General features: G+C 65.0%; 22 protein-coding genes. 16 read left to right on the forward strand and 6 right to left on the reverse strand.

Annotated elements, in window-relative coordinates; all coding sequences use genetic code 11:
- Positions 1-8: 8 nt before the first annotated feature.
- The 8 genes from AC1DYS_RS20770 to truD all read left to right on the forward strand — a co-directional run bounded on the left by AC1DYS_RS20770 (position 9) and on the right by truD (position 7,816).
- Positions 9-863 carry a DUF58 domain-containing protein gene (locus tag AC1DYS_RS20770; RefSeq protein ID WP_477902620.1) on the forward strand — a complete coding sequence of 285 codons (855 nt, stop codon included), beginning with the start codon at positions 9-11 and terminating at the stop codon, positions 861-863.
- Complete coding sequence (locus AC1DYS_RS20775) at positions 856-1,767, forward strand: hypothetical protein (protein WP_477902622.1); 912 nt, start codon at positions 856-858, stop codon at positions 1,765-1,767. The genes AC1DYS_RS20770 and AC1DYS_RS20775 overlap by 8 nt, the downstream gene beginning before the upstream one ends.
- Positions 1,764-2,810 (forward strand): vWA domain-containing protein, encoded by a 1,047-nt coding sequence (locus AC1DYS_RS20780; protein WP_477902624.1) that lies wholly within the window; start codon positions 1,764-1,766, stop codon positions 2,808-2,810. Before AC1DYS_RS20775 ends, AC1DYS_RS20780 begins: the two co-directional genes overlap by 4 nt.
- On the forward strand, positions 2,801-3,346 hold the full coding sequence (locus tag AC1DYS_RS20785; RefSeq protein ID WP_477902626.1) for an MxaK protein: 546 nt from the start codon (positions 2,801-2,803) through the stop codon (positions 3,344-3,346). The genes AC1DYS_RS20780 and AC1DYS_RS20785 overlap by 10 nt, the downstream gene beginning before the upstream one ends.
- A complete protein-coding gene (locus AC1DYS_RS20790) occupies positions 3,343-4,365 on the forward strand; it encodes a vWA domain-containing protein (protein ID WP_477902628.1) in 1,023 nt (340 codons plus the stop codon). Before AC1DYS_RS20785 ends, AC1DYS_RS20790 begins: the two co-directional genes overlap by 4 nt.
- Positions 4,366-4,757: 392 nt before the next feature.
- Positions 4,758-5,789, forward strand: coding sequence for a DUF262 domain-containing protein (locus AC1DYS_RS20795; RefSeq protein WP_477902630.1), 1,032 nt, complete (start codon positions 4,758-4,760; stop codon positions 5,787-5,789).
- Entirely contained in the window at positions 5,786-6,385 is a 600-nt protein-coding gene (locus AC1DYS_RS20800) for a HEPN domain-containing protein (protein ID WP_477902632.1), read from the forward strand. Before AC1DYS_RS20795 ends, AC1DYS_RS20800 begins: the two co-directional genes overlap by 4 nt.
- Positions 6,386-6,802: 417 nt before the next feature.
- Positions 6,803-7,816 (forward strand): tRNA pseudouridine(13) synthase TruD, encoded by a 1,014-nt coding sequence (gene truD / locus AC1DYS_RS20805; RefSeq protein WP_477902634.1) that lies wholly within the window; start codon positions 6,803-6,805, stop codon positions 7,814-7,816.
- A 12-nt stretch (positions 7,817-7,828) separates the two neighbouring features.
- Here the strand turns inward: truD and AC1DYS_RS20810 are convergent, their stop codons facing one another.
- Positions 7,829-8,722, reverse strand: a complete 894-nt coding sequence (locus AC1DYS_RS20810) for a LysR family transcriptional regulator (RefSeq protein ID WP_477902636.1) — start codon at positions 8,720-8,722, stop codon at positions 7,829-7,831.
- A 158-nt stretch (positions 8,723-8,880) separates the two neighbouring features.
- Here AC1DYS_RS20810 and AC1DYS_RS20815 point away from each other — a divergent pair, with 158 nt between their 5' ends.
- On the forward strand, positions 8,881-9,759 hold the full coding sequence (locus AC1DYS_RS20815) for a class I SAM-dependent methyltransferase (RefSeq protein ID WP_477902638.1): 879 nt from the start codon (positions 8,881-8,883) through the stop codon (positions 9,757-9,759).
- Positions 9,760-9,821: 62 nt separating this feature from the next.
- Positions 9,822-10,769 (forward strand): tripartite tricarboxylate transporter substrate-binding protein, encoded by a 948-nt coding sequence (locus AC1DYS_RS20820; RefSeq protein WP_477902640.1) that lies wholly within the window; start codon positions 9,822-9,824, stop codon positions 10,767-10,769.
- Between the two features lie 18 nt (positions 10,770-10,787).
- On the opposite strand, the gene AC1DYS_RS20825 is transcribed toward AC1DYS_RS20820, so the two are convergent.
- The 3 genes from AC1DYS_RS20825 to AC1DYS_RS20835 are packed head-to-tail and all read right to left on the reverse strand — an operon-like array spanning position 10,788 to position 14,594.
- A complete protein-coding gene (locus AC1DYS_RS20825) occupies positions 10,788-12,356 on the reverse strand; it encodes a phospholipase D family protein (protein WP_477902642.1) in 1,569 nt (522 codons plus the stop codon).
- Positions 12,357-12,404: 48 nt separating this feature from the next.
- On the reverse strand, positions 12,405-13,397 hold the full coding sequence (locus tag AC1DYS_RS20830) for a tripartite tricarboxylate transporter substrate-binding protein (RefSeq protein WP_477902644.1): 993 nt from the start codon (positions 13,395-13,397) through the stop codon (positions 12,405-12,407).
- A 30-nt stretch (positions 13,398-13,427) separates the two neighbouring features.
- Positions 13,428-14,594: a mandelate racemase/muconate lactonizing enzyme family protein gene (locus AC1DYS_RS20835; RefSeq protein WP_477902646.1), complete on the reverse strand. Its 1,167-nt coding sequence runs from the start codon at positions 14,592-14,594 to the stop codon at positions 13,428-13,430.
- A gap of 111 nt (positions 14,595-14,705) precedes the next feature.
- Between AC1DYS_RS20835 and AC1DYS_RS20840 the strand changes: the two genes are divergently transcribed.
- From AC1DYS_RS20840 to AC1DYS_RS20855, 4 genes are all read left to right on the forward strand, one after another.
- A complete protein-coding gene (locus tag AC1DYS_RS20840) occupies positions 14,706-15,626 on the forward strand; it encodes a LysR family transcriptional regulator (protein ID WP_477902648.1) in 921 nt (306 codons plus the stop codon).
- A 159-nt stretch (positions 15,627-15,785) separates the two neighbouring features.
- Positions 15,786-17,498, forward strand: a complete 1,713-nt coding sequence (locus tag AC1DYS_RS20845) for a sensor domain-containing diguanylate cyclase (protein ID WP_477902650.1) — start codon at positions 15,786-15,788, stop codon at positions 17,496-17,498.
- Between the two features lie 209 nt (positions 17,499-17,707).
- Positions 17,708-18,343 (forward strand): hypothetical protein, encoded by a 636-nt coding sequence (locus AC1DYS_RS20850; protein ID WP_477902652.1) that lies wholly within the window; start codon positions 17,708-17,710, stop codon positions 18,341-18,343.
- A 116-nt stretch (positions 18,344-18,459) separates the two neighbouring features.
- Positions 18,460-18,876 (forward strand): DUF1877 family protein, encoded by a 417-nt coding sequence (locus AC1DYS_RS20855; RefSeq protein ID WP_477902654.1) that lies wholly within the window; start codon positions 18,460-18,462, stop codon positions 18,874-18,876.
- 149 nt (positions 18,877-19,025) lie between these two features.
- On the opposite strand, the gene AC1DYS_RS20860 is transcribed toward AC1DYS_RS20855, so the two are convergent.
- A complete protein-coding gene (locus AC1DYS_RS20860; RefSeq protein ID WP_477902656.1) occupies positions 19,026-19,895 on the reverse strand; it encodes a LysR family transcriptional regulator in 870 nt (289 codons plus the stop codon).
- A 115-nt stretch (positions 19,896-20,010) separates the two neighbouring features.
- Between AC1DYS_RS20860 and AC1DYS_RS20865 the strand changes: the two genes are divergently transcribed.
- On the forward strand, positions 20,011-20,448 hold the full coding sequence (locus tag AC1DYS_RS20865; RefSeq protein ID WP_477902658.1) for a GlcG/HbpS family heme-binding protein: 438 nt from the start codon (positions 20,011-20,013) through the stop codon (positions 20,446-20,448).
- Positions 20,449-20,475: 27 nt separating this feature from the next.
- On the opposite strand, the gene AC1DYS_RS20870 is transcribed toward AC1DYS_RS20865, so the two are convergent.
- Positions 20,476-21,351, reverse strand: coding sequence for a LysR family transcriptional regulator (locus AC1DYS_RS20870; protein ID WP_477902660.1), 876 nt, complete (start codon positions 21,349-21,351; stop codon positions 20,476-20,478).
- Positions 21,352-21,453: 102 nt separating this feature from the next.
- Here AC1DYS_RS20870 and AC1DYS_RS20875 point away from each other — a divergent pair, with 102 nt between their 5' ends.
- A complete protein-coding gene (locus tag AC1DYS_RS20875; RefSeq protein WP_477902662.1) occupies positions 21,454-22,392 on the forward strand; it encodes an NADP-dependent oxidoreductase in 939 nt (312 codons plus the stop codon).
- Positions 22,393-22,429: the final 37 nt, after the last annotated feature.

Raw genomic sequence — 22,429 nt, forward strand, 5'->3', positions numbered from 1 at the left:
GTGACACAGTGACCCAACCCACCACCGTCCCCGAGATCCACTACCGCATCGGCAGTGCAGCGCTCGGCCACTTTCCTGGCCACCACCGCAGCCGGCGTGGTGACAGCGGCTTCGAGTTCCGCGGCCATGCGTCTCTGCTCGATGCACCCGACCCGCGCCGGCTCGACCTGCACGCCAGCCTGCGCGACCCCTTCGGCCAATGGTCGGTGCGCATCTACAGCCAGCGCAAATCCATTCCCATTGCGGTGGTGGCCGACCTGTCGGCGTCGATGGGGTTTGCCGGTGCGCAGCACAAGCTGGGCGTGGTGGCGGACTTTGTCGACAGCCTCGCGTGGTCGGCTTGGCGCACCGGCGACAGCTTCGGCTTTGTCGCGTGCGACGAACACGTGCGTGACGACCTGCTGCTACCGCAGAGCCGATCGCGTGCCGCGGCCGGCGAGCTGACGCAGACGCTGCGCAGCCTGCAGCCCACGGGCCACTCCGCGCAGGGCTTGCGGCTGGCCCACCGCCACCTGTCGCAACGGCGTTCGCTGGTCTTTCTGCTGTCGGACTTTCACTTCGCGATGGACGAGGTGTCGGCCGTGCTCGCGAGCCTGGCCCACCACGACCTGGTGCCGGTGGTGCTGTGGGACCCGCAGGAGTTCAGCCTCAGCGCAGCGCGTGGATTGGCGCAGGTGCTCGACCCCGAGACAGGCCGCCAGCGGCTGGTGTGGTGGCGGCCCGCATTGCGCGAGCAATGGCGCGTGCAACTGGCGCAGCGCCGCGAAGCCTTGCTGCAGGTGTTTCGCACCCACCGGCTGAGCCCGCTGTTCGTCGAAGGCGCGTTCGATGCCGATGCCGTCACGAGGCACTTCCATGCGTGAACTGGTCCTTGCCCTGGCGTTAATGATGGGCAGCGGCCACGCGCCGGCGGCCGACGCGCCTGCCGACACGCTGCGTGCCATCACCATCGAGCCACGTGCCTTCGGCTACCACGTGGGTGACATCGTTGAGCGCGAGGTCATCGTCCATGCGCCTCGAGGCTTCGTGCTCGACGAGGCCTCGCTGCCGCGCCCCGGTGCGCGCGGCAAGGCGCTGGAGCTGCAGGCCGTGTTGCGACACACTGAATCCGAATCCGGCGGCACGCGCCATGAGCTGAAGCTCAGATACCAGGTGTTCATGTCGCCGACCGAGGTGCGCACACTCGAGATCGCCCCCTTCTCGTTGAGCTTCAAAGGCGACGGGCGCGACCAGGGCGTGCGCGTCGAGGCCTGGCCGGTGACGGTGTCGCCACTCGTGCCGACCGAGGTCTCGCCGCGCGAAGGCCTGGGCGAGTTGCGGCCCGACGCCGCACCGCCGCTCATCGACACGCGTTCGACGCAGACGCGCCTGCTGGCCTATGGCGTGGTGCTGCTGCTGTGCCTGGCCTACCTTGCGCAGGTGTACATCGCCATGCCGTGGTGGTCCAGCCGCAAAAGGCCGTTCGCCAACGCGTGGCGGCAGCTGAGCCACTTGCCTGCAGGCAGCCCGTCGGTGGAGTGGCGGGCCGCCTTCCAGCGGGTGCACGACGCATTGAACGAGACGGCCGGCGAGGTGGTGTTCGAGCATGGCATCGACCGGTTCGTTGCCGCGCAGCCGCGCTACGCCGGCCTGCGCGCCGACCTGCTGGCCTTCTTCGAGCAATCGCGCCGCGAGTTCTTTGCCGGCGGCCAACCAGCGGCCGATGGCGGGCGCTGGCTGGTCGAGTTCTGCCGCAAGTGCCGCGATGCCGAGCGGGGGGCCGCGTGATCCATTTCGACCACCCCTGGCTGCTGTGCCTGCTGCCGCTGGCGCTGCTGCCGCTGTGGGCGCGCGCCGACCACCCGGTGGTCAACGCCTGGGTGGCGCTGATGCCGCACGACCGCGCGTCCGACGCCTTACAGCGCCTGCTCAAGGGCGCGGCCGTGCTCGCGCTCGCGTTGCTGCTGCTGGCGATGGCTGGCCCGTATCGGCCCGAGTACACGGTGGAGCGCGTGGGCCAGGGCGCCGAGATCGTGGTCGTGCTCGACCGCAGCCGCAGCATGGACCAGGGCTTCGCCGGCGCGCGCATGAAGGCGGGGAGCGGCAACGCGCTCCGGCCGGAAGTGCTCGACTTCTATGCCAGGCAGCAGCAGGCGTCGTCGCGCGACAGCAAAGGCAAGGTCGCGCGGCGGCTGCTGTCGGAGTTTGCGTCGAGCCGGCCCGACGACCGCTTCGGCATGATCGTCTTCAGCACCTTGCCCATGCGCGTGCTCGAGTTCACTCAGAAGAACGAGGTGGTGCTGGCCGCCATCGCCGCCGGGGAGATCGGGCGGGGCCTGTCGGAGACCAACATCGGCCTCGCTCTGCTGGAGGCGCTTTCGTTCTTCGATGACCGGCCCTACACCGGCTCGCGCATCGTGATGCTGGTGTCCGACGGTGGTGACCACCTCGACGACGTGACCAAGGAGCGCATTGCCTTCGCAGCGCGCAAGCAGCGCACCGCCATCGACTGGTTCTACCTTCGCTCCGCCAACAGCCCCGGCCTGAACGCCGAGGCCGGCGACCCGCTCGGTGCGGCCGACACCGTGCCCGAGCACCAGCTGCACAAGTTCTTCCAGTCGCTGGGCACGCCGTACCGCGCCTACGAGGCCGACAACGACAAGGCCTTGCAGGCCGCCATCGAAGACGTGAACCGCCTCGAGAACCTGCCCATCACCTACCTCGACACCGTGCCGCGGCGCGACCTCTCGCCCTACGGCCACGCTGCTGCGCTGTTTTGCGTGCTGCTGCTGTTGAGCGCGCAGCTGCTGGAGATCAAGCGATGGGCCTAGCCACCAAGCGGCGCACGCGCATCGTGCTGGCGGTGCTGGCCATTGCGGCCTTGGCCACGGCCACAGACACCGTGCGTCTGTGGCGCCAGCACCAATGGAACGCGGCCATCACCGCGAACCCACCGGTGGGCGATGGCAACGGTGCGCCGGTGGAACTGAAGTTCGCACTGGCACATGCCCAAGCGGCCAGCGGCGCCACCGAAGCCGCCCTGAACCGCTACCGCGCACTGCAAAGCGACTCGGCGCTGGGGCAGGCGGCGCGCTACAACAGCGCCAACCTGCTGATGCGCCAGGCCATCGGCGTGCGCGCCACCTCGCAGCCCGGCCAGGCCATTCCGCTGCTCGAGCTGGCGAAAGAGAACTACCGCGAGGTGCTGCGCAACGACCCCGGGCAATGGGACGCGCGCTACAACCTCGAACGCGCGCAACGCTTGCTGCCCGACCCCGACGACACGCTGGCCGAGCCTGCCGACATCAAGCGTGACGCCGAGCGCGCCGTCACCACCATGCGCGGCTATTCACCGGGCATGCCGTGAGAGCTCTGGAATGGTTGCGCGCCTCGTGGCGCAGCCAGCGCGAACGCTGGCTGCTGGCGCTGGCGGCCGCAGCGCTCGCCGCCACGTTCCTCGGCCCCGGCGTGCGCATCGAGCGCAAGCTGTTCGAGCACGTGGTCGTGCTCGACATCACGCAGAGCATGAACGTGACCGACCAGACGCTCGACGGCAAGCCCGCATCACGCCTCGCCTTCGCCAAGTACGCGCTGCGCCAGAGCCTGCTCGAGCTGCCCTGCGGCTCCAAGGTCGGCTGGGCGGTGTTCACCGAGTACCGCTCGTTCCTGCTGACGGCGCCGGTGGAGGTGTGCGCCAACCTCAGCGAGCTGCGTTCGTCGCTCGCCCGCATCGACGGCCGCATGGCGTGGTCGGGCAACAGCGAGGTGGCCAAGGGTTTGCACAGCGGCCTCGGCATCGCGAGAGAGCTGCCCGGCAAACCTTCGCTCGTGTTCATCACCGACGGGCAAGAGGCGCCGCCGCTGAACCCGCAGTACCGCCCCGCCTTCGACGACAAGCCGGGCGAGGTGCCGGGACTCATCGTCGGCGTCGGCGACCTGCTGCCGTTCCCCATCCCCAAAACCGACCCCCTGGGCCGCCCGCTCGGTTTCTGGCGCTCCGACGAAGTCATGCAGACCGACGCCCGCAGCCAGGGCCGCGGCGCCAGCGTCGGCGGCGAAAAAATGGTGGACGACGGCGCCGCCCCCGCGGCCACCGGGCTTGGCGGCACGCCGGGGCGCGAACACCTCTCCGCTCTGCGAGAAGGTTATCTGCGCCTGCTCGCGAGCGAACGAGGGCTGAAGTTCCATCGGCTGCAAACGGCGGAAGGGCTGTCGGCCGAACTCTCGGCACCGACGCTCGCCAAGCCGGTGGTGGCGCGAGCCGACGGGCGCGTGGCGCTGGCGGCGCTGGCGTTCTTGTTGTTGCTGGCCCGCAGCGTGTGGCCCGGGATGGGGCGCGTTCGAGCGGTTTGGTCTGCGCGTCGTCACAAGAAAACTGCCGTTTAGCGGGTGTGCGGGCCACGGCCTGCGATCGAGTCGAGGTCGAGCTGAATGTCTTGCGCCGAGGTTGAATTCCGCTCTCGGCCAGATGCGGGTATAGAGGGGCGACAGCTTTGCGGCCGTCTACCGCCGCGGTCTCCAGGCGCTGGATCGGGCAGCCCGCGAATCAAGGGGCTGCGCACGCCGCCGCCACTCACCTTGAGCACGTAGGTGAAGAGCATGGTTTAGCAAGTGCTTCGCGAATGCGTACCGCGGCGCGTTTGGCGTCGCCGCCTTGTTGATGCCGGCAGCGGCCCTGGCGGCCTCGCTCAAGTCAAACGTCGGGCGTCGCCGGCAGTTCGTTGAATAGAGCATCATAGAAGCCTATATCCATCAACCATTCTCTGGAGACAATGCAAGTGGCAAAGCTGGTTACCTCAGAAAAGACTCTCAACCTTTTCCCTATCGACTATCCGTTTGAGACCCTTTTTTCTCGTATCCAGACAAAGCCTCCGAAGCTGAAGCTCGACCCCGAGTTTCAACGCAAGTACAAGTGGGACAAAGAGGGCTGGGAGCGCGCATCGCGGTTTATCGAGTCATGTCTCATGAGGATCCCTTTGCCGGCCTGCTACTTCGCTGAGAAAGAGGACGGCACACACTTCGTGATCGATGGCGTACAGCGCCTTACGACGATTCAAAAGTTCTTCAAGGACGAGTTCGCCCTTGAGGGAATGAGTGCATTCAAAGAGTTGGAAGGAAAGAAGTTCTCCGAGTTAGGGGCCTATCGTTCCGAACTTGAAGCTACGACTATCCGTTGCATCGTTCTCAGGAAGGAGAACCCTCCCAATCTAGTACAGGAGATATTTTCTCGACTGAATCAAGGCGCTGTTCGACTTTCAGATCAGGAGATTCGGCATGCAATCTATCCCGGGGCTTTGAACGACCTTTTAATCGAATTGGCAAAGAACAAGGCCATCTCTGAGTTCGGAAATACACAGAAGGATTCCAGAGAAGGCGAAGAACTCGTACTTCGATTCTTTGCCTTGCAAGACGATCTCGAAAGTTACGAAGGGCGGCTCTCGAAGTTCCTGGATGTCTACATGCGCGAGAACGCGAGTACGTCCCAAGCGAAGATAAAGAAGCTCCGCAGTCTCTTTACTTCTACGCTCGCGGTCTGTGAGCAGATTTTTGGAGATAGTGTGTTCGCAGATACCACGAAGGACAAGCCAAGGCAGAGCATTGTTCACTATGACTTGTTGATGAGTAGCATGGCGTCGCTCAAGAGGACGACCATCACCGGCAAGGAAGAAAAGATCAGAAAGGCCTTCGAGAAGCTTTGCAAGAATGCCGAGTTTCAGAGGACTTTGTCGGGTGGAATTCAGAACAAGTCATCGATCTTGAAGCGCCGCGAGCTGTGGCAAAAGCTGGTCACGCCGATTCTCGCTTCATGAGTGCACGAGTCGCGTCTGCAGCGCAGACATACAAGCTCGGCCTCACCGAACTCGAGGCGATGGTGCATGCCACTGAGCAGGAGGTCGTGGGCGGAAGCGGCAGTTCTCCCATCCTCACGGACAACATAAATTTCTTTACTAAGTCGTTCTTGATCTCCTTGTGTGCTCACCTGGAGATGTGCATCAAAGAGATCGTCTTTGCTATTGCTGAAGATATTGAGGAACGAACTCGAGCAGCCTCCATTCCAGCCGCTCTCATCGAGTGGAGGTACAACACGAAGAAGAAGAACGACGGGGCACCGCAGGGTGTTCGGCTAGAGATTGGCATGACACGAAAGGAAGTCGATGATCTCGTGTCCGGGAACGTCTATCGCACGAAGGACGCTCTGGCCTACGTCGGGGTTGACCTAACAAGCGATAAGGCGACTTGGGAGGGGTGGAAGGACCTGATCCAAACCATCGTCACTCGGCGCAACAATGTGGTTCATCACAACGACGACGCGTCCGATCTATCGCTCGGCGACATCCGGCAGTACATCGTCTCTGCTCGGGGGTACATTGATTTCATTGTCGATGCTTGCAACCGACTCGCATGACGCACCAAGGTTGGCATGAAGTGGCCTGCGACGCCTGACCCACCCTACCAGCGGACCGCCTTCGGCGGCCGCTGAAGTTAAGCGTTGAACGTCAGCTTTTTGCCGGCGAAATCGCAGAGGCGGAGTTACGCAGTGGGTCGGATAGCTGTCAGCGGTCAGGCCTGACGCGAACGGCAGCCTTGCAAAGTCATTGGCCACCGCCCGACGCACTTCCGCTCCTGGCCTCCTGTGAGTTGACATCGCCGCCCGGAAGCCGCCTGTCGTCGCGCGCAACGGTTCCCGTTGAAGGCGCATCTGTTGACGCGCGTCGAGGCATGCGGGTAGGGCGAGAATCACTGTCTGAACTGCCCCTGGTCGGCTAGACAGCCTGTCCCTCCCGTCCCTCTCCTCTCTACAGCTGGTGCCGCCAGACTGCTCATGACCGACGCTCAATACATGACCTTGCCGCAGTGGCCCAACGCTTATCCGGCCAGTGGCGCCAGCGCCACCCTGAAACTCCTCAACGAGGATTTCATCGTGACGGAAATGCCGCTGCAGCTGCCCTCCGGTGAGGGCGAACACATCTGGCTGGACGTCGAAAAGAACGGTGCCAACACCGCCTTCGTTGCCCAGCAGCTGGCCGAGGCCGCCAGCGTGCAGGAAAGGGACGTGGGCTATGCCGGCCTCAAGGACCGCTACGCCATCACACGTCAGTGGTTCAGCATCTACTTGCCCAAGGGTGAGACACCCGACCTGACCCTGCTTCAGCACCCGGAATTCAAGGTACTGAGTCAGAGCCGCCACGTGAAAAAGCTGCGCCGCGGTGATCTGCAGGGCAACCGATTCCGCATCGTGCTGCGTGACGTGACCGGCGACCGCGACGCCATCGAGGCCAGTCTCAAGGCCGTTGCGTCACATGGCGTGCCCAACTATTTTGGCGCTCAGCGTTTCGGCTTTGAGGGCGGCAACGTCGAGCAGGGCAGGGCCATGCTGGCGCGCGAAATCCGTGTGCGCAATCCGAAGAAGAAGGGCATCTATCTGTCGGCGGTGCGCTCCTTCGTCTTCAATGAAGTGCTGGGGCTGCGAATTCAGCAGGGAATCTGGGGCAAGACCCTGCCCGGTGACGTGATGGACGAGGCGGGCCGGCCCACCGGACCGCTCTGGGGACGGGGCCGCGTCATCACCACCGATCAAGCGCAGGCCCTGGAAAACGGCGTGGCTGAACGTCACGCCACCTTGTGCGACGGCATGGAACACGCCGGTCTGGATCAGGAGCGCCGCGCCCTGGTGGCGAGCCCGGCGGAGATGTCATGGGAATGGCCGCAGGCCGATCAACTGGTGCTCACGTTCTCTTTGCCCGCCGGGAATTACGCCACTTCCGTTCTGAACGAAATTCTCAGCACCACTGAGCCTGACCGGCACACAGAGAACGAGTCTGCGGCTGTCGAATGAGGTGCCCTCACCTCACCCCGTGAGAATGGGCCGCATCGTCTCGATCTCTTCGACGATGAAATCGAAGAACGCCGAGATGCGCGGCGTGTGCCGCAGCGCCGGTGTCGTCAGGATGCGCCAGATGCGCGCCAGCTCGGGAATCGGGCCGAGGACGCGCACGAGGTCGGGTTCTGCGTCACCCAGCGACATGGGCAGCGGTGCCACGCCGATGCCTGCCTTGGCCGAGTAGATGAGCCCGAGCACGCTGCTGCTGCGTGCCATCAGCGGTGTGTCCGGGGCCACCTCTCGCAGCCACTGGGATGCGCGGTGCTTGGCCATGGTGTCGTCGAAGCCGACGAGTGCGTGGTGCTTCAGGTCTGCGACGTCTTGCGGCTGGCCATGGCGTTCGACGTAGCTGCGGCTGGCGTACACGGCCCAGATCGAGTCGGCGATCTTGCGCCCGATGAGCTCACCGTCTTCGGTGTTGCCGGAGCGCAGGGCGACGTCTGCATCGCCTTTCATGAGGTCGAGGTACTTGTCGCTCATCACGAACTGCACGCGCCAGTTCGGATAGCGCGCGTGAAACTTGTCGAACAGCGAGGTCTGCGTGATTCGATTGACGATGGGCTCGGGGCAGGTCATGCGTATCACGCCCTCGGCCCGCGCAGCTGCGGATTTCAGGTGCTCTTCGAATGCTGCCACCGACTGTTCGACGCGTTCGGCATACGGCAGCATCTCGCGCCCGAAATCGGTCAGCTTGTAGCCACTGGGGTGCCGCTCGACGAGCGGCTGCTCGAGCCGTCGCTCCAGTTCGGCGAGACGCCGTTGCACGGTTGATTGATCGACCCCGAGGGCGCGGCCCGCGGCCAGCGTGCTGCCATGGCGCGCGACCGCCAGCAGGTGCTTCAAGTCGTCCCAGTCGAACATGCGGGCGCCTTCAGGTTGGAGATTCGGGTCTGCAACTGTCAGCACCTGCGGACGTGGCCAACAGGTCTGCGCAGCGAGCCGCGGGGTATGCATTGTTGCGGCCCCATTCTGCATCTTTGCGGGTTACGCCCGGCGCTGCCACCGCATACGCTGGAGACATGAATGCAAGCACCTCCGCCGACCCTCAGCCGTTCAAGACAGCGATGCGCGCCCAGTGGGACGCCTGCGCATCGGGCTGGGACGCCCACACCGCCGACATCCGTGCCTGGCTTCGCATGCCGACTGAAGCGATGTTCGCGATGGCCGGCGTGGCGCCCGGTACGCGCGTGCTCGATGTGGCGGCAGGCGCCGGCGACCAGACCGCGTCGCTCGCACAGCGAGTCGGCCCGACTGGTCGTGTGCTCGCGACCGATCTCTCGCCCGCGATCCTGGCTTTTGCGCGGGCACGAGCCGAAGACGCCGGCTTGTCGAACGTCGACACCCTGGCGACCGATGGCGAGGCTCTGGGGGTCGCACCCGCATCGTTCGACGCGGCGATCTGCCGGCTTGGCCTGATGTTCTTCCCACAGCCGCTGAAGGGCTTGCGAGAGATACATCGGGCGCTGCGACCGGGTGGCGGGCTCTGCACGATGGTGTTCTCGCGGCCCGAGAAGAACCCGTGCCTCACGATCCTCATGTCGACGGCCCTCAAGCATGCCGGCCTGCCGGCGCGCGACCCGTTCGTGCCGGGCGGCTTGATGAGCCTGGGGAAGCCGGGGCACATGGAAGCGCTTTTCAACGAGGCCGGGTTTCGGGACGTTGCCACGACGGCCGTCGATGCAAGCTTCCACATGCCGTCGGTGGACGACTACCTCTCCTTCGTCCGCAGTGCGGGGGGCCCCATCCTTCAAGTCCTCGGTCGTCTGGACCCTGCCTCGGCAGAGGACGCGTGGGCCGAGATCAGAGAACGGCTGAGCGCTTTCAACACCGCCAGCGGCTGGGAAGGGCCCAACGAGTTGCTGTTGACGGCAGGGCGCCGAGCCAAGGAGATGCCGTGAGCCACATGCCGAACGACAGGGCACAAGCGCAGCGGCGTCGATTCCTGCGAGCCGCAGCTGCGTTGCCGGCCGCGTGCGCGGCGTTCTCATTGGTGAGCCCCTGCGAGGCTGCAGACGGTCCGATGCGCATTCTCTGCAGCGGCCCGCCCGGCAGCATTCCCGACTTCATCGCGCGTGCCATCGGCGAGCAGCTTCTGCCTGTGCTTGGTCAACGCGTCGTCGTGGACAACCGCGCTGGGGCGGCCGGTCAGCTCAGCGTGAGCGCGTTGAAAGCCGCACCGGCCGATGGATCAACCTTGCTGCTGGCGCAGGGCGCGGTCGCGACGGTCTATCCATTCCTCTACTCCAAGCTCTCGTACGACCCGGCCGTCGATCTGCAGCCGGTGTCACTGGGGGGCGAGATGCCGCTCGCGCTCGCGGTCGGCCCGGCCGTGCCGCCGGAGGTCACGACGATCGCCGATTTCCTCGCCTGGGGCCGGCGGCATCCCACCGAGTTCAACGTCGGTTCGCCCGGCACCGGCACCTTGCCTCACCTGTTGGAGGCGATGCTGTTTCGCGAGGCCGGCCTCGCGTGGCAGCACGTCGCTTATTCGGGCGGCCCACCTGCGGTGAACGATTTGCTCGGTGGCCAGCTTGCGGCACTGGCTTTGCCGGAGGGGCTGCTCCGGCAGCATCACGTTACGCGCCGCGTGCGGGTGCTCGCCACCTCAGGCGCAGGCCGGAGCACCTACCTTCCCGAGGTACCGACGTTCGTCGAGCAGGGACATCCGGCGCTCGTCGTCAAGGAATGGTTCGCCTTCTTCGCGCCGGGCCGCGTGCCGGGCAACATCGTCGCGAAGACGTCTGCCGCCTTGGGCGAAGCGATCGCGCGACCCGAGGTGTCCTTCGCGTTTGCGCAGGCCGGCATGACGCCCGCGTCGAGCTCGCCTTCCGATCTCGCGGCGCGAATCGCGAATGAACAGCGCTACTGGCAGCCCGTGCTGCGCACGATCGGCGTTCGCGTCGATTGACTGTGCTCAGCTCGCGGATCAGAGGTCCCGTTCCTCCACCAGCATCGATTGCAGCCAGAGCTTCAGGCGCAGCCACCAACCGCTGTCGGGCTCGTCGATGGTGGCGCTGATCTCGCCTTGCTCATCGAGGTGGGTCCATTCGATGGTCTGGTCGTCGGGCTTCAGGCGAAGCTTGTAGACGCTTGCGAAGTGGTCGCCGTCGATCCTGTCGCTGATCGCCTCGGCCAGCACGGCGCTGTCGATGACGACGCCCATCTCGGTGTTGCCCACCGCCGAGCGGCCGTCGAGATTGGCCGAGCCGACCAGCAGGCGTTGGCGGTCGACGACCGACACTTTGGCATGCAGGCGCGGAATGGACCGCCCGAAGTCGCCGAAGCGCCGCACGCGGCGGGTTTGCGTGGGGCTGATCTCGTACACCTCCACGCCCAGGCGCAGCATCTCCACCCGGTAGGCCGCGTAGCGCTCGTGCACCAGCGGCTCGTCGGTGGACCCCAACGAGTTGGTGAAGAGCCTGAGGCGAACGCCGTTCGCGCGGGCCGTTCGGATCAGCGGCATGCCGACCGTGCCGGGCACGAAATAGGGCGAGACCATCATCACTTCCTGGTTCGCGGCAGTGAGTGCGTCCAGCAGCCCGCTCACTGCCCGCGTCGGCACCATGGCAAGCGTCTTTTCGCTGGCCTTCTCGGGTGGGTCGGCATGCACTTGCGCGGTGGCATACGACATCATCAGCTGGCCTTCGCTCAGCTGAGCCCCGATCGTCGACTGGCCGAATATGTCGGTCGGCTCTTGCGGAGCGGTGACGCGCGCATCTTCCACCGCGCGGTCGAAGTGCTCGCGGGCCACTGCCGCATCGGCGGGTTTGCCCAGCGCGCTCTGCACGGGCCACGCGAGTTCGCTGTTCCAGTAGAGGTCGAACGCGGACGACAAGTCGGTCACCACGCGGCCGGTGGAAATGACGTCCAGGTCGATGAAGTTGGCGTCGCGGTTCTTCATGAAGTATTCGTCGGCGATGTTGCGCCCGCCATAGATGGCCACCGCGTTGTCGGCCACGAACAGCTTGTTGTGCATGCGGTGGTTGTAGAGCTGGAAGTCGCCCGGCGACAGCACCAGCCGGACCACCGGCGCACCGCGGCGCAAGGGCATCGGGTTGAACAGTCGCACCTCGACGTTCGGGAAGGACGCCAGCCCGATCAGCAGGTCATCGATCTCTGCAGCGTAGAAATCGTCGACCAGCAGGCGGACGCGCACGCCGCGCAGGGCGGCATCGCGCAGTTCTCGCAGCAGCGTGCGGCCGGCGTCGTCGCGATGGACGTAGTAGTACTGCAGGTCCAGCGACTGCTCAGCCCGGCGCGCCAGGGCCACGCGTGCGTCGAAGGCAAACTCGCCGACCGGCAGCAGCCGAAAGCCCGAAGGTTGGACCTCATCCGGCGGCCGGCTCGACGCCGCCACCCGCGCCAGTGCCGTGGTCGCGACGTCGGTGGCCGTGAAGGCACGCGAGGCGGGCACCTCGCCACGCGGCGGCAAGGAGCTGCAGGCGACCAGCAGCGCGGCAAGCGCAATGAGGATGAGGTGCCGTGCGAGGCGCATCGATGCAGGTCCGTTGTGGCGGGACGGCCTGCATTCTCCGTCTTCAGGTCACTCCGGCTCGATGCCGGAGTCCTTGATCGTCTTCGACCAGCGTGCGAGTTCGCTCTCGAAGAATTTCTTGTGCCCGGCTGGAGAAATCCGCGAGTCGGCCGCCACCTTGATGCCCAGCGCTTCCTGCCGCTTGATCAATTCGGGGTCTTTGAGCGCCACCCGCAGCGCGGCGTTGATCTTCTCGATGACCGCAGGCGGTGTTCCGCGCGGCGCGTACAGGCCGTGCCAGACCGAGAAGCTGAAGCCGGGCAGGCCTGCCTCCGCGAGGGTGGGCACCTCCGCGAGCGCCGGCACCGTCATGCGCTGAGGGCTCGTCACCCCAAAGGCCTTCACCTTCTTGGCTTCGATCTGCGGCGTGCTGTTGGTGGCCTGTTCGCACATGAGATCGACCTGGCCGCCCAGCAGATCGTTCATCGCCGGCCCGGTCCCTTTGTAGGGGACGAACACCATGTCGCTCTTGAGCGCTGTCTGCAGCATGAGGCTGCACAGGTGCGAGGCAGATCCGATGCCGGCGTTTGCGAGGTTGATCTTCCCCTTGTTGTCTTCGATGTACTTTCGAAGGTCAGCGAATGTGGTTGCGGGCAGGGTCGGTCTGCCGATCAGCGTGGACGGTGCTTCGTTGATCAGGCCGAGAAACTCGAGGTCCTCGGTTTTGTAGCCGAGCTTCTTGTACAGCGCTGGGGCGGTGGCCAAGCCGATGTGGTGAACGAGCAGCGTGTAGCCGTCTGCCGTTGATCGCAGGACGCGCGCCGTGCCGAGGGTGCCGCCGGCACCCGCCGTGTTGTCCACGATCACCGACTGTCCGAGTGGCTTGCCAAGGGCTTCGGCCAGATCACGAGCGATCTTGTCGCTGGGCCCACCCGCTGAGAACGGAACGACCAGCACCACGGTCTTTTCCGGGTAGGCCGCGTGCGCCGCTGCGGATGCGATCACGCAGCAGGCAAGCAGCATCCGGACGCTTTGCAGCATGGCTCGCTTGGGGAATGTCATGGTCTTGTCTCCTTGTTGTTCGGCAGAGCGTCAGGCCGACAGGGCCTGCATCTCGCGGAAGAGGTCGGCCTTGCCTTCGAAGCCGATGCCCGGCAGGTCGGGCAAGGTCACGAAGCTGTTCTCGACCTTCACGCCGTCCGGGAAGCCGCCAAAGGGTTGGAACAGATCGGGGTAGCTTTCGTTGCCGCCCAAACCCAGGCCGGCCGCGATGTTCAGCGACATCTGGTGGCCGCCGTGCGGGATGCAGCGGGTGGCCGACCAACCGTGTTCCTTCAGCATGTCGAGCGTGCGCAGGTACTCGACCAGGCCGTAGCTCAGCGCGCAATCGAACTGCAGGTAGTCGCGGTCCGGGCGCATGCCACCGTAGCGGATCAAGTTGCGGGCGTCCTGCATGGAGAACAAGTCTTCGCCGGTGGCCATCGGGTTCTTGTAGTAGTTGCGCAGCGTCGCCTGGAGCTCGAAGTCGAGAGGGTCGCCCGGCTCTTCGTACCAGAACAGGTCGTACTGCGAGAGCGCCTTGGCGTACTGGATCGCGGTGTCGAGGTCGAAGCGCCCGTTCGCATCGACGCACAGTTTCTGGCCATCACCGAGCACGCTCAGGATCGAATCGATGCGGCGCAGGTCTTCGTCCAGTGACGCGCCACCGATCTTCTTCTTGACGACCGTGTAGCCGCGGTCGATGTAGCTGCGCATCTCGTCCTTGAGCTTGCCGTGATCCTGACCTGGGTAGTAGTACCCGCCGGCGGCGTAGACGAAGATCTTGCGATTGGGCTTGCCGTCGCCGTATCGGTCGGCCAGCAGCTGGAACAGTGGCTTGCCTTCGATCTTGGCGACCGCGTCCCAGACGGCCATGTCGATGGTGCCGATGGCGACCGAGCGCTCCCCGTGCCCACCCGGCTTCTCGTTGGTGAACATCGTGGCCCAGATCTTGTGCGGGTCCAGGTTCTTGCCGTCATCGGACACGAGTGACTCGGGCTTTGCTTCCGTGATGCGCGGAATGAAGCGCTCGCGCATCAGCTTGCCCTGGCCGTAGCGGCCGTTCGAATTGAAGCCATAGCCCACCACAGGCTTACCATTGCGGACCACGTCGGTGATCACTGCCACCAGGCTCAACGTCATCTTGCTGAAGTCGATGTAGGCGTTGCGAATGGGAGAGCTGATGGGAATGGTTTTCTCGCGGATTTCAACGATCTTCATGGTGGCTTGTCTTGCTGTGGGAGTGGACGACGAAGTGAATAATCGTCGGCACCGGCTCGCAACGCCAATGCTCATTTTTTTGTCTTTGATGCCCTGAAAGCACCGCCCCAGATGTCGATGAACCTCTCATGGCTCGAAGACTTCATGGCCCTTGTTGCCAGCGGGAACTTCTCTCGGGCAGCCGAAGAGCGGCACATGACGCAACCTGCTTTCAGCCGTCGGATTCGCGCGCTGGAAGAATGGCTGGGGACCGACCTGTTCGACCGCAGCAGTCAGCCGGCCAGGCTGACCCCGGCGGGCGAATGGTTCAGGGACGCCGCGCACGATCTGATGGCCCGTGTGGCGCGCATACCGGGCGAAGCGAAGGCGGTGGCAGAGACGCACTCCACGACACTGCGATTCGCGGCAACGCATGCGTTGTCGTTCACTTTCCTGACCGGCTGGTTGCACGGACTGGAGGCGCGAACGGCGATCGGCCCGATCACCCTGGTCTCCGATGTGCTGGCGCGCTGTGAGGCGCTGCTCCTCCAGAGCCAGGTCCAGTTCGTGCTGAGCCACGCGCATCCCGAGTCGTCCAGTGAGCTGATGGCGCAGGCGTTCCCGTCTGTGCGGATCGGGAGCGACCAGCTCATTCCCGTGTCGATCCCCGATTCGGTGGGACAGCCGCGCTACCAGCTTGCGCGTGCCACGGCGGCCTCTCCCATAGCGCTGCTCAGCTACAGCCCGGAGTCAGGCCTCGGTCGCATCTTGCGAGAGGTGCGTGGCGCAGCACTCGAGCGCGACCATGTCCACAGCGTTTTCACGGCGCACCTGGCGTCGGTCTTGCGGACCATGGCGCTGGATGGCCGAGGCCTCGCCTGGCTGCCGCAGTCTTTGATCTCAGAAGACCTCGCGACGGGCCGACTGGTCGCAGCGGCCGCGAAGGAATGGGTCATCGAACTGGAGATTCGGCTGTTCCGCGACAAGGTGCCGCTCGGCAAGGCTGCGGAGGATTTCTGGAAGGTGGTCAGCGCCGGCACAGGCGCGTCCTAGCGACAGGTGGCCGGGGGTATGCGGTCCCGGGGGTGCCGGGCGGCCATGGCTCGTCACCGCGACCGTGCAATCCGTCGCACTGGCATCGTCCAGCCCTCTCAAAAGTTGCGCGCGGGACGGTAGGCTCGCCGGCTTGACCTCCCATCTCTGCTCACGTTCATGACCGTTGTGCTGCGTCGTCTTGCCTTGCTGTGCCTTGCGTTCCTGCTATGCGGGGCCGGCGCCGCCAACGCCGCACAGCCCGACCTGGCGCAGGCCACGCTGAAGGCGACGCTCATCGCGGCCGACCTGCCAGCGGACACCTTGCCGCCGCCGGTATCCGCTGGCGGCGACGGGCCACCGCTGTGGGAGGCCGAGGGCGCGCGCGTGCAGAGAATGCTGCCGTACCGCGACCAGGGCAGCTGGCTGCGCATCACGCCTGGCGCGCTGCCACCCCGCGCGCTGCTGGTCGTCGAGGGCCAGGTGGCAGGGCCGGTGCAACTCGTGCTGCCAGGCGGCACGCGCATCGAGCGCTCCAAGCTGCGTCCGTCAGAACGCGACGGCTCCGCGATCGCGCTGGTCTTCCCGCTGCCGGCATCGCTCGAGCCCGGCGCGCCGTTGCTGCTGCACCTGGCGCACGGCCACCGTGTCAACGTCGACTTCTCCATCGTCGCCGGAGAAGCATGGCGAGAGTACGAGAAGACGCGCCTGATCGTGTCGGCCGCGATGTATGCCTCGCTCATCGCCTTCGCGGTGATCGCCGGTTGCTACTGGGCCGCACTGCGCGAGCGCATGTTTGCCGACTACACCTGCTACCTGCTGAGCCTGATCCTCTTCATGACCGCCAGCGCCGGGCTGCTCTATGCCGCGCCGGGGGGTGAGTGGCTCGGGCGCCTCGGCATCCACGGGCAGTGGGCCGCGGCCACGGCGGCGATCGGCTTCGCCGTTGGTTTCGCGCGCGACTTCCTCGACATCGGGCGTCATGCGCCGCGTCTGCTTTCGGTGACGGATCGCCTGCGCACCGCCTTGCTGGTCTGCGCAGTCGTGATCGCGGTATGGCCGTGGCCGGCAAGCCGGTTCGGCATGGTGATCGTGGCGGTGCTGCTGGCGGTCAACCTGCTGATGATCGGCCTTGGCGTGCGTGCGGCGCTGGCCCGCGATCGCTACGGCTACTACTTTCTGGCCGGCTGGGTTCCGTTGACCCTTGCCACGTCCATGCGCAGCATGCAGGCAGCGGGCTTGGTCGAGATCGCGGCCAACGACGTGTACCTGTACGCACTCGGTGCGGTGTGGGAAGCGTTGGCCCTGACGCTCGGTATCGCGGACCGCGTGCTCGGCTTCCGCCGCGAGCGCGACGTCGCACGAAAGATGGCCGAAGAAGACATGCTGACCGGCGTGCAAAGCCGGCGCGCGATCGAGATGCAACTGCGCGCGCTCGCAAGCGAGGCCCGCGCCGGCGGCAGCGGGCTGGGCGTGCTCTTCGTCGACATCGACCACTTCAAGTCGATCAACGACCGATTCGGCCACGGCATCGGCGATGCCTGCCTGGCCGCGGTCGCGAAACGGCTGCAGGCCGAACTGCGCGATGGCGACCATCTGGGGCGCTGGGGCGGTGAGGAGTTCGTGGCCCTGCTGCCCGGCGCCAACCTCGACAACGCCCACCACACCTCGGAACGCATCCTGCGTGCCGTGTCGGATGACGCGGTGAAGATCGCAAGCGGTGAGGTGTCGATCACCGTGAGCATCGGCATCGCCGTGCTGGACCCCCTGCACGACGACATGCACAGCCTGCTGCACCGAGCCGACTCGGCTCTTTACCGCGCCAAGGCCAACGGACGCAACCGTGTCGAACGCGACCCGGGGCTCGCGGCGGTGCCGGCGGCTGCTCACTGAAGCGGCTTGCTCGGCGTCGCGTTTGGCTGACTTGTTGAGTTGAAACTGTCCGGGGGGCGTTGGGTCGATGCTCGGATAGTCTTTACAGCGTCGAAAGCAAGCCATGCTGTTTGACTGCTAGCGGACCAGCAGCGGGCCGAAACACCTTTCCTAGGTGGCGCATCGGTAAGATGAAATCAGCTTTCTCCTATTGTTGATTTGGACTCGAGATGGCATTGCCACAGACCGAAGATGAAATGCAGGCGCTCCTGACCGGTGCGCTGGCCAAGGCCTTTGCGCCGCTCGGCTTTACCCGTGTGGCCCTCGACCCGCGAGGAGACGCTTGGGACTCCTTGCTGCACAAGGGCACGCTCGGCACGCAGTACATGCGCCCCTTCGTCTGGCAGCGCGACGACGGCATCGGCTATACGTGTGACATCTGGCTGGAAATCCGTGATATGCGGGTCGAGCAGGTGATTCGTCGGTTCACGCCGAACGAAGCCAACAGGCCGACGGCCACGCTGAAGTTCTCAAGTTTTGTCAGCGAGAGCGACTTGCGGGTAGACAGCCCTTCAGGGTTGAAGACCTTTGTCACCAAGGCGCGTGAGCTGTTTGCCGAGTTGGTATCGAAAGCGGCGGACATGGCGCAGCTCGATGCGCTGGTCAATGGAGAGCGAGAGGAAGTGGACTTCTTGTTGATGCTCCAAAGCTACGCGCCCTTTGTCATCGCTTACCTCGGCCGCAACCCGCGTTTCGACGATATGGTCATTCGCGGTGACAAGCGCATTAGCTCCGACCCCGATAACCCTGTCTCCGATCTCCTGCGGATAGCCGTGTACTTGCGCACGAGAGTGAAGGTGGAGTAGCAACGGCATCACGCTGATCTGCGTACGGATTTTCAATCTGGTGACCCGTCTGCAACTCGATCCCAAAGGAGATGGGTGATTGATACCATTCTTCAGAGCCGCAGAAAGGGGACCAGATGAGCTTCGGGGGAGCGTTTTACGCAATTACTGATTCGCAACTTAAGCGAATACTCGACAGATCCATCGATGGCGAGGCCTTCATAAAGGGCCGCACCGCAGAAGCGCCGATGGAGCGCTTTTCTGGAGGCGAAGCTGTGTGGTACGAACTGACCAAGCTACTTGGACCAGAAGACGGGTGCGGAGCGACAGGTACCGAGGTCATACCGGAAGGAGGCGCCTATTCATACGCGAATGAGGTAGCGCGCATCTCGGATCAGCTCACCATGCTGAACAAACGCGAGCTACAGCGCCGTTACGCTGAATTGGAGACGACGTTCCGGTTCGAAGAGGTCTACGCGGCGATAGTTGGTTTGCTGTCGTTCTATCGGCGCTCCTCCAAGGCTGGTTTGGCAATTCTTTTCAACATTGGCTAGAGCGCATTCGTTGAGGTTGAAGTCCAACCTTGAAATGCAGACCCAGCGATCTCCTTGCGTCCAATTGCCCGGCGATCGCTTTTTGCCCGCGAGATTCGCGGTCTGCACGTCAGCTGAGAGCCTGAAGCGGGCGGCCAGGCGACCGTTGGCTACACCAACATCGCCGCATTTGCTTGAACCACCTCCGCGATCAGATCGGCCATCAGCCTGACACGCGCAGAGCGGCGCACATCGGGATGAATGACGCTCCAGATCTCGCGCAGGACTGGCCGGCCTTCACCGGGTACTTCGACCAGCCCGCTGTCGGCGTGTGCCAGGAAGCTCGGCAGCATGGCAAGCCCCAGACCGCCTCGACACGCTTGATGCAGTGCGCCGAGATCGTTGCTTCGCAGGACGAAAGGCCGCGCACCGGCGATGTCGGCGAGCAGCCGCTGATGGGGCACATCGCCCAGCGGTTCGCCATAGCCGAGAAAGCGCCAGTCCGCTTCGGGCCGCGTCAACCAAACCGGTGAGGCATAGAGCCGAAAGCTCAGTTCGCCAAGCCTGCGCGTGGCGAGCCCTGGTTCGTCCGGGCGCATGAAGCGAAGCGCAAGGTCGGCCTCCTGGCGGTGCAGATTGGCGGTGCGCACTTCTCCGACAACATCGAGCGTGATGCCCGGCCACCGGTCTGCCTGGCCGGCCAGTTGGGGGACCAGAAAGTGGCTGGCGAACGCCGGCGGGGCAGACACGCGCACGGTGCCCTGCATGTTCGTCGCGGCGATCGCGGCACGGCCGAAGGCCAGGGCTTCGTTCTCCAGTCGTTCGGCGGGCGCGAGCAAAGCCTCGCCTTCGTTCGTCAATGCCCAACTGCGCGGCATGCGGTCGAACAGGCGCACACCGATGCGCGCCTCGAGCGCGGCCACCCGGCGTGCGACCGTCGAATGTTCAACGTTCAACCTGCGCGCCGCACCCGACAGGCTGCCTTCACGCGCCACGGCCACGAAGAAGCGAACGTCGTCCCATGCAAGCGATGGCGACACGATGGCAGGGGATGGACCTGGCGATTTATGCACAGTGGATGCGAAACGTTTGGGAATAGGCGTGCAGTGTGTGCGCCGCTATCGTGCGGCGCATTGTCACTTCAAGAGAGTCGATGTGAAGACCATTGCACAAGTCATTCCTTATGGAGCGCCGGTGTCGCTCGACACAGCACGACGCGTTGCCGCCGCTGCCGAAGCGGAAGCCACGGCGAACGGATGGCCGATGGTGATCGCGGTGGTGGACAGCGGCGGCAACCTCGTCGTTCTGCACAAGATGGACATGGCGCAGATCGGCAGCGTCGCAGTCGCTCAAGCCAAGGCGAAGAGTGCCGTGCAGTTCAAGCGCCCTACCAAGGTCTTCGAAGAGGCGTTGGCCGCTGGAGGCCTGGGACTGCGGCTGTTGGCCACCGAAGGTGTGTGCCCGCTCGAAGGTGGGCTCCCGCTCATCGAAGACGGGCGGTTGATTGGAGCGATTGGCGTGTCTGGCATGCAGTCCACGCAAGACGCTTGCGTGGCAGCCGCCGGGGCCCGTGCCGTGATGGACGGTGCATGACCTTCCGAATAGCGGAAGGCCGTTCTTCTAGCCGTTCAGCACGAGCGACCCCTGCGGATATTGCTCGCACATGAACTCGACGAACGCACGGACCTTCGGCGCAGGAAGTCGTCGCGACGTATGCAGGACCCAGAGTGCGACCTCCACGCCCGAGACCGCGCCCCACTGAATCAGCTCGCCGCGGGTCAGCTGGTTCCACGCGATGGACTGCGGTAGCAGAGCAGCGCCGGCGCCGGCAATCGCGGCATCGCGGATCGTCAGGAACGATGAAAGTCGCAGTTTCGGGATCGGCTCCAGGACCAGGCGACCATCGTCGAGCGTCCAGTTTGTGGGTTGAAAGGTCGTGGCGACGATGGCGGGAACGGGCCGCACCTTGCCTCGGGTCGGCATCGGCACGGAAGGCGCGGCGACGACCACCAGCCGGTCCTTGGCGAAGCAGCGGCCGACGAGGCTGCTGTCGGGGCTCGGGTTGATGCGAATCGCGGCGTCGAACTGCTCTTCGACGAGGTCGACCACGCGGTCTTCTGACACCACCTCGCACGTGACCTCGGGGTAAGCCGCGCAGAACTCGGCAGAGATGCGCCCCATCGCAAGCTGCGAAAACAGCACCGGCGCGGCGACACGCAAGCGACCGCGCGGCGCCGACAAGCCCTCGCGAGCAGCAGTCATGGCCTCGGCCACCTCGTGCATGGGCCCTTCGGTGCGGTCCATCAGCATCTGGCCCGCTTCGGTGAGCTTGAGCCCGCGCGCGCTGCGCTCGATGAGGCGCACGCCGAGCTGCTCTTCCAGATCTGCGATGCGGCGGGAGAGGGTGGCCTTGGGCCTGCCGCTGGCGCGGCTTGCTTTTCCAAGCCCGCCGTTCGTCGCGACGAGTGCGAAGTCGGCCAATGCGTTCATGTCCATGATGTTCCGAATTTGAGACGAAGCGTCTTGATTTTGTAGTCTTTGTTTTGAGAATGCAACGGCCTATCTTCTCCTCATCGCAACTTCGATAGAGGAAATGAAATGACTTCCACCACTCAACGCGCCGTTCTGATCCGGGCCTATGGCGGTGCTGCCGCCGCCGAGCTCGCCGAGATCGCGAAGCCCACCGCCGGACAGGGGCAGGTTCTCGTCCGCGTTCGCGCCGCCGGCGTGAACGGCATCGACTGGAAAGTTCGCGAAGGCTACGTCCGCGACGCCTTCCCGCTTCAACTGCCCGCTGTGCTGGGCATCGAACTCGCCGGCGTGGTCGAGGCGGTTGGCCCGGGTGCCTCGCGCTTTCGCGTCGGTGATCGCGTCATGGGGCCGCTCGGCGGGCTGGGTGCCTATGCCGATTTCGTCGCGGTCGCCGAGGCGAACCTGGTGCCGACGCCGCAGGGGCTGGACGACGTGCAGGCGGCCGGCATCCCGGTGGCTGCCGTGGCAGCCTGGCAAAGCTTGCACCTCGCCGGTCCGATCGTCGCGGGTCAGCGAATCCTGATCCACGGCGCAGCGGGTGGGCTGGGCGGTTATGCCGTGCAGTACGCCAAGCGCGCCGGTGCCGAAGTCTTCGCCACCGCGTCGACCGCACACATTGAGTACGTGCGCAGCCTGGGCGCAGACCACGTCATCGACTACAAGACTCAACGCTTCGAGTCGATCGCACGAGACATCGATCTGGTGCTCGACTACGTCGGTGGCGAAGTGCTCGATCGCTCGTGGCAGGTGCTGAAGAAAGACGGCGCGATCGTCGGCACCACCTCGCCGGACATCCTTGCACGCACGCCTGCCGGCCGCCGCGGACTGTGGTTCGTGAACAAGGCGGACGCTGCCCTGCTGGAACGGCTGGCGGCAGACATCGCGCAAGGCACGCTGATCTCGAAGCTCAGCGAAGTGGTGGGCTTCGACGGCATCCCTGCGGCCATCGAACGCAATCGCACCGAGCCGCGCATCGGCAAGGTCGTTGCGGACTTCTCGCGCTGACGCACACGCCGCTTTCCTCGTCGTCCGAGGCTTGGCC

Source organism: Rhizobacter sp. P2_G4 (assembly GCF_056403575.1).